Origin of the sequence: Variovorax xiamenensis (assembly GCF_050916385.1) — a bacterium.
Lineage (GTDB): Bacteria > Pseudomonadota > Gammaproteobacteria > Burkholderiales > Burkholderiaceae_C > Variovorax.
The window spans coordinates 5,155,452-5,170,292 of the sequence record NZ_CP139038.1 but is presented as its reverse complement, the minus strand read 5'-3'; the positions used below and the strand labels follow the sequence as shown (position 1 = coordinate 5,170,292).

The 14,841-nt window shown below is 69.7% G+C and carries 14 protein-coding genes; 12 read left to right on the top strand and 2 right to left on the bottom strand.

All coding sequences use genetic code 11. The annotated features are described in order from the left end of the window. Window positions 1-78 precede the first annotated feature (78 nt). The 7 genes from SFB74_RS23620 (at window position 79) to SFB74_RS23590 (ending at window position 6,869) form a co-directional block, all read left to right on the top strand. A complete protein-coding gene (locus SFB74_RS23620; protein ID WP_432726726.1) occupies window positions 79-1,080 on the top strand; it encodes an ABC transporter substrate-binding protein in 1,002 nt (333 codons plus the stop codon). A 38-nt stretch (window positions 1,081-1,118) separates the two neighbouring features. Continuing rightward, the gene (locus tag SFB74_RS23615; protein ID WP_432726725.1) at window positions 1,119-2,240 is read left to right on the top strand and encodes an LLM class flavin-dependent oxidoreductase; all 1,122 of its coding nucleotides are present in this window, start codon (window positions 1,119-1,121) and stop codon (window positions 2,238-2,240) included. 3 nt (window positions 2,241-2,243) lie between these two features. After that, entirely contained in the window at window positions 2,244-3,071 is an 828-nt protein-coding gene (locus tag SFB74_RS23610) for a class II aldolase/adducin family protein (protein ID WP_432726724.1), read from the top strand. Window positions 3,072-3,087: 16 nt separating this feature from the next. Beyond that, window positions 3,088-4,089 carry an ABC transporter substrate-binding protein gene (locus SFB74_RS23605; protein WP_432726723.1) on the top strand — a complete coding sequence of 334 codons (1,002 nt, stop codon included), beginning with the start codon at window positions 3,088-3,090 and terminating at the stop codon, window positions 4,087-4,089. A 23-nt stretch (window positions 4,090-4,112) separates the two neighbouring features. Continuing rightward, on the top strand, window positions 4,113-5,069 hold the full coding sequence (locus SFB74_RS23600) for an ABC transporter substrate-binding protein (RefSeq protein ID WP_432731985.1): 957 nt from the start codon (window positions 4,113-4,115) through the stop codon (window positions 5,067-5,069). Between the two features lie 91 nt (window positions 5,070-5,160). Then, window positions 5,161-5,850: a fumarylacetoacetate hydrolase family protein gene (locus tag SFB74_RS23595; protein WP_432726722.1), complete on the top strand. Its 690-nt coding sequence runs from the start codon at window positions 5,161-5,163 to the stop codon at window positions 5,848-5,850. Window positions 5,851-5,951: 101 nt separating this feature from the next. Next, entirely contained in the window at window positions 5,952-6,869 is a 918-nt protein-coding gene (locus SFB74_RS23590; protein WP_432726721.1) for an AraC family transcriptional regulator, read from the top strand. Here SFB74_RS23590 and SFB74_RS23585 read toward each other — a convergent pair. After that, window positions 6,866-8,383: a PLP-dependent aminotransferase family protein gene (locus SFB74_RS23585; RefSeq protein ID WP_432726720.1), complete on the bottom strand. Its 1,518-nt coding sequence runs from the start codon at window positions 8,381-8,383 to the stop codon at window positions 6,866-6,868. The genes SFB74_RS23590 and SFB74_RS23585 overlap by 4 nt on opposite strands. 98 nt (window positions 8,384-8,481) lie before the next feature. On the opposite strand from SFB74_RS23585, the gene SFB74_RS23580 reads away from it, so the two are divergent. Then, complete coding sequence (locus tag SFB74_RS23580; protein ID WP_432726719.1) at window positions 8,482-9,198, top strand: GNAT family N-acetyltransferase; 717 nt, start codon at window positions 8,482-8,484, stop codon at window positions 9,196-9,198. 18 nt (window positions 9,199-9,216) lie between these two features. Here SFB74_RS23580 and SFB74_RS23575 read toward each other — a convergent pair whose 3' ends face one another. After that, window positions 9,217-10,062, bottom strand: coding sequence for a symmetrical bis(5'-nucleosyl)-tetraphosphatase (locus SFB74_RS23575; RefSeq protein WP_432726718.1), 846 nt, complete (start codon window positions 10,060-10,062; stop codon window positions 9,217-9,219). 23 nt (window positions 10,063-10,085) lie between these two features. Between SFB74_RS23575 and SFB74_RS23570 the strand changes: the two genes are divergently transcribed. Genes SFB74_RS23570 through SFB74_RS23555 form a run of 4 tightly spaced genes read left to right on the top strand, consistent with a single transcriptional unit; the run spans window position 10,086 to window position 14,779 of the window. Beyond that, complete coding sequence (locus tag SFB74_RS23570) at window positions 10,086-11,399, top strand: hemolysin family protein (protein WP_432726717.1); 1,314 nt, start codon at window positions 10,086-10,088, stop codon at window positions 11,397-11,399. 10 nt (window positions 11,400-11,409) lie between these two features. Continuing rightward, window positions 11,410-12,399 (top strand): lipopolysaccharide kinase InaA family protein, encoded by a 990-nt coding sequence (locus SFB74_RS23565; protein ID WP_432726716.1) that lies wholly within the window; start codon window positions 11,410-11,412, stop codon window positions 12,397-12,399. 42 nt (window positions 12,400-12,441) lie between these two features. Then, window positions 12,442-13,422, top strand: a complete 981-nt coding sequence (locus tag SFB74_RS23560; RefSeq protein WP_432726715.1) for a VWA domain-containing protein — start codon at window positions 12,442-12,444, stop codon at window positions 13,420-13,422. A 7-nt stretch (window positions 13,423-13,429) separates the two neighbouring features. Continuing rightward, window positions 13,430-14,779 carry an adenylosuccinate synthetase gene (locus tag SFB74_RS23555; RefSeq protein WP_432726714.1) on the top strand — a complete coding sequence of 450 codons (1,350 nt, stop codon included), beginning with the start codon at window positions 13,430-13,432 and terminating at the stop codon, window positions 14,777-14,779. Window positions 14,780-14,841: the final 62 nt, after the last annotated feature.

Genomic DNA, 14,841 nt, shown 5'->3' with positions numbered 1-14,841 from the left:
GAAAACGACGCTTCCTGCATATGCAAACTCGTTTTTCTGCGTTCGCTTCCATGCTGCGTCTGGTTACGGTCAGGGCGCATGAAATCAGACTTTCCCCTGGACCGGCGCCGCCTGCTGCAAGCCGCCGCGGCGCTGGCCGCCGCCGGCTCCTCGGGCTGGACGCAGGCCGCCGCGCCTTCGCGAGACCTGTCGGGCGTCACCCTGCGCGTGGGTACGTACAAAGGCCTGTGGCGGCCTTTGCTCACCGCGTCGGGCCAGGCCGACACACCCTACAGGATCGACTGGCGCGAACTCAACAACGGCGTGCTGCACATCGAGGCCATCAACGGCGACGCGCTCGACCTGGGCTCGGGCAGTGAGATCCCGCCGGTGTTCGCGGCGCGCCAGAAGTCCAGCGTGAAGCTGGTGGCAGTGACGCACGAGGACCTGAACAACCAGGCCACGCTGGCGCGCAAGGACGCGCCGATCCGCAGCATCGCCGACTTCAAGGGCAAGCGCGTGGGCTACGTGCGTGCCACTACTTCGCACTATTACCTGGCCAAGCAACTGGCCGAGGCGGGCCTCTCGTTCAGCGACATCCAGGCCGTGAGCCTCACGCCCTCCGACGGCCTTTCGGCCTTCGCGCGCGGCGATCTCGATGCCTGGGCCATCTACGGCTACAACGGCCAGCTCGCGCGCACCCAGTACGGCGCGCGCGTCATCAAGACCGGCGTGGGGTACCTCTCGGGCAACTTCCCGATCTACGCCAATCCGCGCGCGCTCGACGACCAGCTGCGCCGCGCCGCGCTGGCCGACCTGCTGCAGCGCCTGCAGCGATCGTTCGCGTGGATCAACGGCAACTTCCTGGCCTACGCCCGGGCCCAGTCGGCCGAGACGCGCGTGCCGGTAGGCGACATCGTCGAACTCTTCAACCGCCGCAGCGGCGACTACAGCCTTGGCCCCGTGAGCGATGCGGTGGTGCGCAGCCACCAGGACGTGGCCGACACCTTCCTGAAGATCGGCGTGCTCGACGGCCCGGCCGACGTGAAGCCCCTGTGGGACCGCAGCTTCGAGAGCGTGCTGCGCCTGCCCGTCGCCTGACAACCACCTCCCATGCACATTCAAACAAGGACAGCACCATGAGCCAGCCACAGCAAGACGGCATCGTCGAATTCATCGGCATGATCCAGGGCCAGAAGGTCTCGGAGATCCACGCGGCCAAGGGCCCCTCGCTCGACCGCGACTACGTGCGCGCCTTCGCGCAGGCCCACGAGACGGCCGGCTTCGACCGCGTGCTGGTGCCGCACCACTCGACCAGCCCCGACGCCACGCTCACCGTGGCCTACGGGGCCTCGGTCACCGAGCGCATCCACTTCATGCTCGCGCACCGCCCCGGCTTCGTCGCGCCCACGCTGGCCGCGCGGCAGTTCGCCTCGCTCGACCAGTTCAGCGGCGGCCGGCTCGGCGTGCACTACATCTCGGGCGGCTCCGACGAGGAACAGCGCCGCGACGGCGATTGGCTCGACCACGACCAGCGCTACGCCCGCACCGACGAGTACCTCGAGGTGCTGCACAAGGTGTGGACGGCGGAGAAGCCCTTCGACCACGAAGGCGCGCACTACCGCTTCCAGAACGCTTTTTCCGAAGTGAAGCCGGTGCAGACGCGCAACGGCAGGCCGCATGTGCCGGTGTATTTCGGCGGCGCATCCGAGGCGGCCATTCCGGTGGCGGGCAAGTACGCCGACGTGTACGCGCTGTGGGGCGAGTCGCTCGACCAGGCGCGCGAACTCACCACGCGCGTGCGCGCCGAGGCGGCGAAGCATGGGCGCAGCGTGCGTTTCTCGGTGTCGTTCCGCCCGATCCTGGCCGAGACCGAAGAGGCCGCGTGGGCGCGTGCGGAGAACATCCTCGCGGAGACCAAGCGACTGCGCGTGGTGCAGGGCTACAACCGCGGCGGTCCGCAGCAGAGCGAAGGCGCCAAGCGCCTGCTGGCCGCTGCAGAGAAGGGCTCGCGGCTCGACAAGCGCCTGTGGACGGCGGTCGCGCAGGAGATCGGCGGGCGCTCCAACAGCACCGCGCTGGTCGGCACGCCAGAGCAGGTGGCCGATGCGCTGCTCGATTACTACGACCTCGGCGTGACCACCTTCCTGATCCGCGGCTTCGACCCGCTGGAAGACGCGCTCGACTACGGCCGAGAGCTGATCCCGCGCACGCGCGAACTCGTTGCGCAGCGCGCGCAATCGCAACGCAAGGCAGCCTGAACCATGAGCGCAGTTCTCTCCATCGACCGCAACACGGCCCAGCAGCCGCTGAAGCTCAACCCGAACCCGCAGCAGAAGTACTGGTTCGACCCCATTCCGCCGCGCACCACCGTGCAGGCCGAGCGCCGCCACCGGCAGGAGCGCCTAGCGGGCGCCTTCCGCCTGTTCGCGCGCTTCGGCTTCGCGCAGGGGCTGGCCGGCCACATCACGGCGCGCGACCCGGAGCTCACCGACCACTTCTGGGTGAACCCGCTGGGCATCCATTTCTCGCGCATCAAGGTGTCCGACCTGCTGCTCGTCAACTCGAAGGGCGAGACCGTCATCGGCGACAGGCCGCTGAACAAGGCCGCCTTCGCGATCCATGCGGCCATCCACGAGCACAACCCGAAGATCATCGCCGCCGCCCACACGCACTCGACCTACGGCAAGGCCTGGTCCACGCTGGGCCGCAAGCTCGACACGATCACGCAGGACAGCTGCGTGTTCCACGACGACGTGGCGCTGTTCGACGACTTCACCGGCATGGTGGTCGACACCAGCGAAGGCGACCGCATCGCCCACGCGCTGGGCGACAAGAAGGGCGCCATCCTCAAGAACCACGGCATCCTGACAGCCGGCCCCACGGTGGAGGCCGCCGCGTGGTGGTACATCGCGCTCGACAACGCCTGCCACACGCAGCTGCTGGCCGAAGCCGCGGGCAAGCCCCAGCCCATCGACGAGGCCACCGCGCGCCACACGCACAGCCAGATCGGCGGGCCCGAAGGCGCCATCCACTCCTTCGACAGCCTCTATGAAGGCCTGGTCGAAGCCGAACCCGAACTGCTGCTCTGACCCGAGTCCCACGACGATGAACCCCACTCTCTCCCGCCGCGGCGTGCTGCGCGCCGGCGGCGCCGCCGCCGTGGTCGCCTCCGGCGGCCTGATCGCCTCGCAGGCCTTCTCGCAGCAATCCCGCAAGCTCACCTTCGCCTGGAACGCCTCGGCCTTCTGCCTTTCGCCGGTGGTGGTGGCGCAGGAGCGCGGCTACTTCGAGCGCAACGGCCTGCAGGTCGACCTCATCAACTACACCGGCTCCACCGACCAGTTGCTGGAGTCGCTCGCCACCGCCAAGGCCGACGCGGCCGTGGGCATGATCCACCGCTGGCTCAAGCCGCTCGAATCGGGCTTCGACGTGAAGATCGTCGGCAGCTCGCACGGCGGCTGCGTGCGGCTGGTGGGTGCGAAGAGCGCGGGCGTCACCAATCTCGCGAGCCTGAAGGGCAAGACCATCGGCGTGTCGGACATCGCGAGCCCGGGCAAGAATTTCTTCTCGATCCTGCTCACCAAGAACGGCATCGACGCCGAGAAGGACGTCACCTGGCGCCAGTACCCGGCCGACCTGCTCGACATCGCGGTGAAGAAGGGCGAGATCCAGGCCATTGCCGACGGCGACCCCAACATCTACCTGATCGAGAAGCGCAACCAGGGTGCCTACGTCGAGGTGGCGAGCAACCTCTCGGGCGAATACAAGGACAAGGTCTGCTGCATCGTCGGCGCGCGCGGCGAACTCGTGCGCAAGGACAAGGCGACCGTCGCCTCGCTGGTGCGCGCCATCGCGCAGGCCTCCGACTACGTGGCCGAGAACCCGAACGAGTCGGCCAGGCTCTTCTCGAAGTATTCGCCCAACGTGGCGGTGGAAGACCTGCGCGCGCTGCTGGGCACGCTCACGCACAGCCACCACCCGCTGGGGCGCAACCTGCGCGACGAGGTCGAGTTCTATGCGCGCGACTTCCGCGGCGTGGGCGTGCTGAAGAAGACCACCGACCCGGTGCGCTTCGCCGATCACGTCTCCTTCGATCCCCTGGCATGAACAGAAATACAAACCGCATCCGCATGAGCCACAGCAGTTCCCGTCGTCAGTTTCTCGTTCAGGGCACGTCCGTCGCCGCTGCAGTCGCATTGCCTGGTGTGGTTTCCGCGCAGGGCCGCCCGGTGCTCAAGGCCGGTGACCAGAAGGGCGGCCTGCGTGCGCTGCTCGAAGCGGCCGGCGGCCTCGAAGGGCTGGGCTATGACATCCAGTGGTCCGAATTCCCGGCCGCCGCGCCGCTGGCCGAGGCGCTCAATGCCGCCGCTGTCGATTCCGGCCCCATCGGCGACGCGCCACTGATCTTCGCTCTGGCGGCAGGCACGCGCGTGAAGGCCATCGGCGCGAACCGCTCCGACTCCTACGGCACGGCAGTGCTGGTGCGGCCCGATTCGCCGCTGAAGACCGCTGCCGACCTGAAGGGCAAGAGCGTCGCGACCAACCGCGGCTCCATCGGCCACTACGTCACGCTCAAGGCCATCACCTCGGCCGGCCTCAAGCCCGAGGACGTGAACCTGCGCTTCCTGGCGCCGGCGGACGCCAAGCTCGCGCTCACGCAGGGCTCGGTCGATGCCTGGGCCACCTGGGAGCCCTACACCGCGCTGGCGGAGGTCAGCCACCATGCGCGCGTGCTCGTCAGCGGGCGCGGGCTGCTGCCGGGGCTGAGCTACCTCGCGGCCACCGACAGCGCCATCGTGGCCAAGCGGCCGGTGCTGCAGGACTTCCTGCAGCGCGTGGTGAAGGCGCAGCTCTGGTCGTACCGCAATGTCGATGCCTACTCGGCCGCGCTGGCGCGCATCATCGGCATTCCGCCCGAGGCGGCGAAGCTGCAGTTCGAGCGCCGCCAGCAGAAGTGGGTGGCCATCGATGCGCAGGTCATCGCCGACCAGCAGGGCACGGCGGACTTCTACCGGCAGGTGGGGCTCATCAAGCAGCCGCTGGACGTGAAGGGCACCTTCGACACCGGCTTCGGCGTGGCCGGCTGAGGCCGGCAGGGGAATGCAGGACCGTAGCTGAGTCCAAGACTCGCGTAGATGCGTCCCCGGGGCGCGGGGCTGCGCTGGCTAGAGTCGTCGCATGACTTCCTACGCCATTTCCCCCGCACCCGTTCATTCGCTGCCCATCCAGGGCGAGCAGGCCCGCTTCCCGGTCAACCGCATCTTCTGCGTGGGCCGCAACTACTCCGAGCATGCCCGCGAGATGGGCCACAACCCCGACCGCGAGCCGCCGTTCTTCTTCATGAAGCCGGCCTCGGCCATCGTGGCCGATGGCGGCGAGTTCGCGTACCCGACGCTGTCGAGCGACGTGCACCACGAGATCGAGCTGGTCGTCGCGCTCAAGACCGGCGGATCGAACATCGCCGCGGCGGACGCCCTCGGCCACGTGTACGGCTATGCCGTCGGCCTCGACATGACCCGCCGCGACCTGCAGGCCGAAGCCAAGAAGATGGGCCGCCCCTGGGACACCGGCAAGGCCTTCGACGGCTCGGCCCCCTGCGGCGAGCTGGTGCCGGTGGCCAAGGCCGGCCACCCGGCCAAGGGCGAGATCCGCCTGGATGTGAACGGCGCTCAGCGCCAGGTCGGCGACCTCGCCGACATGATCTGGAACGTGCCCGACACCATCGCCTACCTTTCGACCCTGTTCACGCTGCAGCCCGGCGACCTGATCTTCACGGGCACCCCGGCCGGCGTGGCGGCCGTGCAGCGCGGCGACCGCATGCGCGGCAGCGTGGCGGGCGTGGGCGTGCTCGAAGTCGCGGTCGTCTGAGCCTGAAGACCGCGCGCGCATCGGATCTGCTGGGCGTGGCCGGTTCGCCGGCCCGCAAGTTGGCGTACCCTCGCAGGCGAAAGACGAAGTCGCCTGCCCCGATGCGCTCCTCCACACCCACGTCAGTCCGAACCTACGGCATGCACGAGCGTGCCGATCACCTCGACTTCGACATCCGCTTCCAGGGTGCGCGCAACGAGCTCACGTTGCCGCACCGGCATGCGTATTTCCAGATCCAGGTCGGCATCGAGGGCAGCTCGCAGCAGTCCATCGGCGGCGAGGTGCGCCCCTTCGGCCCGCGCCACCTGAGCTTCGTGCTGCCGTACCGGGTGCACGTGATTCCGCATCCGCCCGACGCGCTGTACTGCATCGTCAACTTCGACCAGCGCTTCCTGTGGCCCGAGCTCGACGTCGACGCGCTCGACCTCGAGGACGTGCCGCTGGCGCGCCACCCCGACCTCGCGCCCTTCCTGTTCCAGGAGTATGTCGACTTCGCCTTCGACGAGGCCGACTTCGCGCGCATCCGCGGCTGGCTCGACGAGCTGCACGCGCTGAACGCGAGCCGCAGCTTCGGGGCCAAGACTGCGATGCGGGGCATCCTGCAGCAGATCGTCGGGCTGGCCTGCATGCGGCAGGAACAGGCGCTGATGCGGCTGTCGCTGCAGCACGACGGCAAGACCTCGCAACGCGACGCCCTGCAGCGCGTGGTGCGCTACGTGCGCGACAACCTCGACAAGCCGCTGTCGCTGACCGACGCCGCTGCCGCCGCTTTTCTCTCGCCCAACTACCTTGCGAACCTGCTGCGCAAGGAAACCGACCGCACCTTCACCGACCTCGTGACCGAACGGCGCATCGAGCGCGCGAAGGAGCTGCTGGCCTCCACATCGCTGCTGGTGCGGGAGATCGCGCACCAGTGCGGCTTCACCGACGAGGCGTATTTCAACCGGCGCTTCCGGCAGGTGGTGGGCAGCACGCCGCGCAATTTCCGGCGCGAGCATGTGGTGGGCAAGGGCGGCTAGGCGCCGTCGCGCTTTTCCGCCGCTCGCGCAAGCTGCGACAGCCGCCTGACCAGCGGCTCGAAGAGCTCGGCCGGCGTGTTGCCGTAGCCCAGCACCAGTCCGTTGTCCGAGGGCATCGGTTGCATCGCGAAGCCCGACAGCGGCGTGGGCGCGATGCGGTGGCGCAGCGCGTCGGCCGCGATCTTCCGGTCATCGAAGCGCTCCGGCAGCCGCACGGTGAGGTGCATGCCGCAGTAGCCGCCGTCGATGGTGTGCGGCACCTTGAAATGCCTGTCGAGCGCGAGCCGCAGTGCATGCTGGCGGTCGCGGTACAGCCTGCGCATGCGGCCCAGGTGGCGGCTGAACTGGCTGCTCTCGATGAAGTCGGCCATGGCGAGCTGTTCGTAGCGGTGCCCGCCGCGCAGCATTTCCTCCAGCGGCGTGCGCACGGTGGGTGCGAGCCGGGCCGGCAGCACGAGGAAGCCCAGCCGCAGCGACGGGAACATCGTCTTGCTGAAGGAGCCGACGTAGAGAACCGGTGCGTCGTCCACCAGCCCCTGCATCGCCACGATGGGTTCGCCCGTGTGACGGAATTCGCTGTCGTAGTCGTCCTCGACGATCCACGCGCCGTGCCGGCGGGCCTGCGCGATCAGCTCCAGTCGGCGCGCGATGCTCAGCACGGAGCCCGCCGGGTACTGGTGCGATGGCGTGGTGTAGACCAGCCGCGGCGGGTTCTTCTGCCAGTCGCGCTCGCTCACGCACAGGCCCTCGGCATCCACGCGCATGGGCACGATGCGCATGTCGCCCGCGTGCATGGCCGCCTTGGCACCGCGATAGCCCGGGTCTTCGACCCAGCCGGTCTCGCCGGGGTTGGACAAGAGCCGCACGCACAGCGAGATGGCCTCCTGCGCGCCCTCGGCGATGACGACCTGCCCCGGCTCGCAGCGCACGCCGCGCGCCACGGACAGATGCCGGGCGATGGCCGCGCGCAGCGCCGGCTCGCCCAGCGGATCGCCATAGCCCAGCGCGGGGGAGCCACCGCTTCGGATCGCGCGGTCGAGCGAGCGACGCCATGCGGCCAGCGGAAAGTGCGACAGCGCGGGCACGCCGGGACGCAGCGCGGCGCCCATGTCGGCGCGCGAAGGGCTCGGCGAGATCTTCGCGAGGCGCAGCGCGGTGGCGGGCACGGCAGGCGATCTGGCCATGCGCTCGCTCGTGCGTTCGCGCTTCGACGGCGCCGGCGACGAAAGCTCGGTCACGCGCGTGCCCTGGCGGTCGGGGCGCACGTAGCCTTCGGCCGCCAGGTGCTCGTAGGTCGCGGTGACCGTGTTGCGCGAGATGTCCAGGGCCTCGGCCAGCGCACGCGAGCCGGGCAGGCGGCTGCCGGGAGCGAGGCTGCCGTCGAGGATGGCGTTCTTGAGCCGGTCGTGCAGCTGGCGCTGCATGGGCCCCGCCCCGGGCTCCCGGGAAAGCGGGGCTTCGAGCAGGGCGGACTGCGGAACGGGGAGGGTGGGTAGGGCAGAGCGTGGCACCATGAAATTGGATTTCCATGGCACTTCTCGTGGCGCCACGTTGCGGCTACTTTAGCGTTCTCCGGCCCCGCCGTTCACCATCCATCGAAAGAGCTTCCCTCATGTCAGTCCGCCAAAACGAGTTCGGCCAGTCCATCGGCCCCGACCTGCCCGAATGGACGCCGCGCTCCCTGCCGCCGCGCCGCCCGCTGGAGGGCCGCTTCTGCACGCTCGAGCCGCTCGATCCGGCCCGGCATGCCGAGGACCTGCATGCCGCCTACGCGCAGGCACCCGACGGCCGCGACTGGACCTACCTGGGCATCGAGCGTCCCGCCGACGTGGGCGGCATGCGGGCCTATGCAGAGCGCATCGCGAAGAGCACCGACCCGATGCACTTCGCCGTCATCGACAGGCAAAGCGGCCGCGCCGTGGGCTCGCTGGCGCTGATGCGCATCGACCCGGCCAACGGTGCCATCGAGGTGGGCACCGTCAATTTCTCGCCGCTCCTGAAGAACACGCCGATGTCCACCGAGGCCCAGTACCTGCTGATGAAGCTCGCCTTCGACGAACTGGGCTACCGCCGCTACGAGTGGAAGTGCGACAACTTCAACGAGCCCTCGAAGCGCGCGGCGCTGCGGCTGGGCTTCCAGTACGAGGGGCTGTTCCGCCAGGCGGTGATCTACAAGGGCCGGGGCCGCGACACCGCGTGGTTCTCGATCATCGACAGCGAGTGGCCGGCGCTGCGCACCGCCTTCGAGCGCTGGCTGGCGCCGGGCAACTTCGATGCGCAGGGGCGGCAGCGCATGTCGCTGGACAAGTTCCGGCTGCCGTCTGCCTGACGGTCCCGGCGCGGCCGGCTATTTGCCGGGCTTCTGCGCCTGCTCGCACTCGACTTGGATGAGCTCGCGCTCGTCCAGCGTCGCACCGATGCGCACCGCGCTGAGGCAGCCGCCCCACACGCAGCCGGTGTCGGTGGAAAGCAGGTCGGACCGCGAGAGCCAGCCCAGCGTCGACCAGTGGCCGAAGGCGACGGTGGCATTCGCCGTCTTGCGTCCCGGCACGTCGAACCACGGCATGTAGCCCTCGGGCGCGGTGGCGGCGCTGTCCTTGGCGTCGAACTCCATCACGCCGTCGGCCGTGCAGAAGCGCAGCCGCGTCAGCGCGTTGACGATGGCGCGCAGCCGGGCGCTGCCGGTGAGCGTGCCGCTCCACTGCGCTGGCTCGTTGCCGTACATCGACATCAGGAATTCGCCCAGCGCCGGCCCGCGCAGCACCGATTCGAGCTCGGAGGCCAGCACCAGCGTGTCGCCCACCGTCCATTGCGGCAGTACGCCCGCATGCACCATCAGCAGGTCGCCGCTGCCGATGCGCATGTGCAGCGCCATGTGCTGGTTGCGCAGCCATTCGAGCAGTTCTTCGGCATCGGCCGCGGCCAGCAGCTCGGCCAGCGTGTCCTTGCGGCCGGGCTTGCGCGCGCCGTGCGCCACGCCCAGCAGGTGCAGGTCGTGGTTGCCCAGCAGGCTCATCGCCGAGGCGCCGTAGCCCCGCACGCGGCGCAGCACGGCGAGCGAGTCGGGGCCCCGGTTCACCAGGTCGCCGAGCAGCACGAGGGTGTCGCGGCTGGGGGAGAAGTCGATCTTCCGGAGCAGGCGCTGGAAGGGGGCGTCGCAGCCCTGCAGGTCGCCGATCAAGTAAAGTGCCATTCCCCCATTCTCTCCCTCAGTTCATGGATGTCTTCCTCCTGGCCTTGCTGACCACGCTTAACGCGTTGTTCGCAATGTCCGAAATGGCCCTTTCCACCAGCCGGCGCGCACGTCTCGCGGCATTGGCCGAAACGGGAGACGCCGGCGCGGTGGCCGCGCTGAAGCTGATGGAATCGCCCACGCAGTTCCTCTCGACGGTGCAGATCGGCATCACCTCCATCGGCATGCTCAGCGGCATCGTGGGCGAGGCGGCCTTCGCGGAGCCCCTGGGCGTATGGATGGAAGGCCTGGGCATGGGCCGCGGCACCGCCAGCATCGTGTCGACCGCGGTGGTCGTCACCTGCATCACTTTCTTCACCATCATCTTCGGCGAGCTGGTGCCCAAGCGCATCGGCCAGCTCTATCCCGAGCCGGTGGCGCGCTGGGTTTCGCGCCCCATGCGCGGGCTGGCCAAGGGCGCCAAGCCCTTCGTGTGGCTGCTGGCTGGCGCCACCGCCGCCATGCTGAAGCTGCTGCGCATCGACGCCAACGCGGCCCGCGCGGTGACCGAGGAAGAAATCTCGGCCAGCCTGGAAGAGGGCGTGGATGCCGGCGTCATCGAGCAGCACGAGCACCAGATGGTGCGCAATGTGTTTCACCTCGATGACAGGCGCCTGTCGTCGCTGATGATCCCGCGCGCCGACATCGAATGGCTCGACGCTTCGTTCACCGTGCAGCAGGCGCTGCAGAAGGTGGCCGACGCCGGTGCGCTCAACCTGGTGCACTCCTGGTACCCGGTGTGCCGCAATTCGCTGGACGATGTGGTCGGCGTGATCAGCGTGGCGCATCTGCTGCGCCTGGGCCCCGCGCATCCCGGCGTGCTGGGCCAGGAGGCCACGCCCGCCGTGTTCGTGCCCGAGACCCTCACCGGCATGGAACTGCTGGAGCAATTCCGCGCCCGAGCCGGCCGCGTCGTGTTCGTGGTCGACGAGTACGGCGTGGTGCAGGGCCTCATGACCCCGCGCGACCTGCTCGAAGCCATCACCGGCGAGCTGCAGCCCGGCATGCAGACCGACGCCTGGGCGCATCAGCGGCCCGACGGGCTGTGGGAGCTCGACGGGCTCATGCCCGTGTCGGAACTGCGCGCGCGCCTTGGCATCCGCGAGCTGCCCGACGAGGAGCGCGGCCTCTACAACACCGTGGCCGGCCTGCTGATGGCCGTGTCGGGCCACCTGCCGGAGGTGGGCGAGCACATCGACTGCGCCGGCTGGTGCTTCGAGATCGTCGCGCTCGAAGGCCGCCGCATCGACCGCGTGCGGGCCTCGCCGGACCCGACGGCGCCGCCCAGGGAAGAGTAGGGCGCGGGCCATGCTGTCGCTGCAGGCTCTCAGCTGCCCCCAATGCTCCGCGCCGCTGCCGCGTGCTGCCCGCTGGCGCACGGTGAACTGCAGCTATTGCGGCGCCACCGTGGTGCGCGGCCAGGAGATCGTCGAGCGCGAGAGCTTTCGTGCCGCATTGCGCCGGGCCAATGCCGACGTGCCCGGCGGGCGAGTTCTGGCGTGGCGTGGCGGTCGCTATCGCGTGCTGGCACCGCTGGCCACCGGCGAGCACAGCGAGGTGCTGCTGGCCCAGCGCCTGGGCGCGGTGCCCGAGCGCGTGACCTTCAAGCTCGCGCGCGACAGCTCGGCAGACAGCGTGCTGCAGCGCGAATTCACCGTACTGCAGGCCCTGCAGGATCTTTCGGTGCCCGGCGCCGCCTACTTCACCCGCCGCCTGCCGCAGCCGCTGGGCATGGGCGTGGCCGAAGGGCTGGCGAGTGCGCAAAGCGATGGCTCGCGACAGGCTCTGGTGCTGCGCCATCCGACCGGCTTCTGGGGCAGCCTGCAAGACGTGCAGCAGGCCAACCCGCAAGGCATCGACCCGCGTCACGCCGTATGGATATGGCGCCGCATGCTGGAAGTGCTGGCCTTCGTGCACGGCGCCGGCTGGACGCACCGCGACCTGTCGCCTGCGCATGCGCTCGTGCATCCGCGCGACCATGGCGTGCTCGTCATCGGCTGGTCGCGCGCGCAGCAGGCCAGCGGAGCGGCTCACGACGCGGCCGTGGCGCGCGACCTGATGCAATCGGCCTGGGCCGTGCGCGCCGTGCTGCATGGCGGCGCGGCCGGTGAGCCGGGCCTTGGCCCCAACACTCCGGCGCCGCTCGCCGCCTTGCTGCGCGAATGCAGCGAAGACGCGGCCGCCTGCCGGCGCCTCGGCGCGCAGGGCATCGAGCAGGCGCTTTCGGCCGCCTCGCGCGAAGCCTTCGGCGCACCGAAGTTCGTCCACTTCGATCCCGCGCCGCGCGCCGGCGCCTGAAGCACACAGCAAAGCACAACCAGCCACCGAGGAGCAGAACCCATGGGCTACGGAAATTACTCGCACGCCGCGCACACGGCACTCATCGCCGACCGCGCCGCAAGGCCCGGCGCGGAGGTCTTCACGCAGCGCTCCACCCATCCGCTGATGAACCCGCACGGCCTCAAGGTGCGCGAGTCGCGCGACAACGCCGACCACCCGAATTCGCTGGGCATCGCCTTCGCGCTGGACGTGACCGGCTCCATGGGCGACATCCCGCAGACCCTGGCGCGCCGCGAGCTGCCCACCTTCATGAAGCTGCTGACCGACTGCGGCGTGGCGGACCCGCAGCTCATGTTCATGGCCATCGGCGATGCCAACTCCGACCACGCGCCGCTGCAGGTCGGCCAGTTCGAATCGACCGCCAACCTCATGGACCAGTGGCTCACCTGGAGCTACCTCGAAGGCGGTGGCGGCGGCACCGGCGAGGAGAGCTACGAGCTGGCCTTCTACGTCATGGCGCAGCACACCGACATGGACTGCTGGGTCAAGCGCAGGAAGCGCGGCTACCTGTTCGTCACCGGCGACGAGCTGCCATACCCCGCCGTCTCGCGCCACCAGATCGAAGGCCTCGTCGGCGAGAAGCTCGACGAGGACATTCCCATCGAGGAAGTCATCGCCGCCGCGGCGGAGACCACGAACCTGTTCTTCCTGATCCCCGACGCGCAGCGCCGTCGCCGCTGCGAGCCGCGCTGGCGCGAGCTGCTGGGCGACCACGTCATCTGCATGGACTCGCCCGACGACGCCTGCGCCGTGGCCGCCGGCATCGTCGCCCTCACCGAGAAGGCCGTGCCGAGTCTGGAGGCCCTGGCCGGCGTGATGAGCGCCACCGGCATGGAGAAGGAGCGCGTCGGCGGCGTGCTGCATGCGCTCGACGCCTACGCCGCGCTGCTCGACCCGAACGCGCCGCGCCACGCGCCGCCGGGCGTGGCGGCAGCGGCCGCCGGTCCGCGCTCGTCGTGGTGGAAGCGGCTCTTCGGCTGATGGCCGTGTGAGCGCGCACGCGGCCGGCCTGGCCACGCACTATGTCTCGCTGCTGGGCCTCGGCTTCGGGGACTGCGGCAAGGGGCTCTTCACCGACCACCTGTGCGGCGCGCTGGGCGCCCACACCGTGGTGCGCTTCAATGGCGGCGCGCAGGCCGGGCACAACGTCGTGCTGTCCGACGGGCGGCACCACACCTTCTCGCAATTCGGCGCCGGCAGCTTTCATGCAGGCGTGGGCACCGTGCTCGCGAGCCCGGTGGTGGTGCACCCCACGGCGCTGCGCGTGGAGGAAGCGGCACTGCGCCGCGCCGGCGTGGAAGACGCCTTCGGGCGCTTGCTGATCGACGCACGCTGCCGCGTGACCACGCCCTTCCACCAGGCTGCCGGCCGCCTGCGCGAATGGGCGCGGGGCGAGGGGGCACACGGCAGCTGCGGTGTCGGCGTGGGCGAGACCGTGCGGCAGGCGCTGGCCTCGTCCGGTGAAGCGCTGCTTTACGGCGACCTGCGCAATCCCGCCCGCGCATTCGAAAAAATGGAAGCGCTGCGTACCACGCTGCTGCGCGAGTTCGCGGCAAGCGAGGCGCTGCAACACGTCGATGCCGCCCAGGAAGTCGCCATGCTGCGGGACGACACGCTCGCGCGGCGCTGGCTCGATGCGGTGGCGCCGTGCCTGGCTCAATCGCCACCCGCGAGCACCGACCGCATCGCCGAACGCCTCGCGCGGCCCGGCGCGGTGATCTTCGAAGGCGCGCAGGGCGTGCTGCTCGACGAGTGGCGCGGCTTCCATCCGCACACCACCTGGAGCACCATCTCGACCGCGGCCGTCGAAGCCGTGCTGAACGATGCCGGCATCGACGCGCCCGTGCAGCACCTCGGTGTGCTGCGCAGCTACCTCACGCGCCACGGCGCCGGCCCGCTGCCCACGCACGACCCCACGCTCGACGCGCGGCTGGCAGAGCCGCACAACGCGGACGAAGGCTGGCAGGGCGTGTTCCGCAGGGGGCATCCCGACGCGGTGCTGCTGCGCTACGCGCTCGATGCGGTCGGAACGCTGGACGGGCTGGTGGTGAGCCACCTCGATGCCGTCGAGGGAGCGGGGCTGCGCTGGTGCGCGGGGTATCGCACTGTCGATGCCGGACGGCTCACGTCATTGCCGCTCGGCGGTGTGCACGATCTCGAACATCAGCATGCGCTGACGCGGCTGCTGCAGGGCGCGGAGCCGATCTACGAGCCGCATGCCGTCGCCAGTGCGCATGCATGGGTGGCGCATGCGGAGGCGGCGAGCGGGTTGCCGGTGCGGTTCGGGGCGTTCGGGCCTGTGCGCGAGAGTGTGCGGGGTCGCAAGCATCTTCCCTGAGCGAAGGCGCAGTAGGGTCAACGTCGTTTGCAGTTCGGCATCATCTCGCTACATTTGTTTCC